Raw genomic sequence first — 456 nt, forward strand, 5'->3', positions numbered from 1 at the left:
TTGAACATCTTTCGCAAGTTCAGCCTCTTTCTTCTCACGCATGAACCGAGTAAGATTAGTCTGAAAAGAAAGCGTAAAAAGGCCGCCAGAGACGACGGATTTATGCTGGAACTGCTCAAAAGTGCCTAATTTGGTGCGGTAGCCCTATAGGTGGAATGCAGTAGACAAGTTAAGTGACAAGTTACTCTACCCTACTAAATATTGGGGCATAAAAACGGGGAGGCCCGACCTTTGGAGTTCCTACACTTCTCAGCCCGTTCCTCCCCGTGAAGCAACGCCTCAAAGCCAAACTTACGACCCTTTTGCGACAGGTGCCCATTGTGCGCCATCTGTCCCGGCAAAAGTTTATTGCTCAGTTTATTATCGGACTCATCAAGAGCCGCAACGTGCAATTTGGCGAAGTCGCTCACCATCTCAACGACGAAGTCAAAGTGGCCTCCAACGAGACCCGCATCC

Annotated in this window: 1 pseudogene; it reads left to right on the forward strand. The window is 49.1% G+C overall.

Features of this window, described 5'->3' with window-relative positions:
- Positions 1–266 precede the first annotated feature (266 nt).
- Positions 267–456 (forward strand): annotated as a pseudogene (locus tag D0T11_RS22980) (IS4 family transposase); the annotation flags it as partial.

The organism is Hymenobacter rubripertinctus (genome assembly GCF_003583925.1).
GTDB lineage: Bacteria > Bacteroidota > Bacteroidia > Cytophagales > Hymenobacteraceae > Hymenobacter > Hymenobacter rubripertinctus.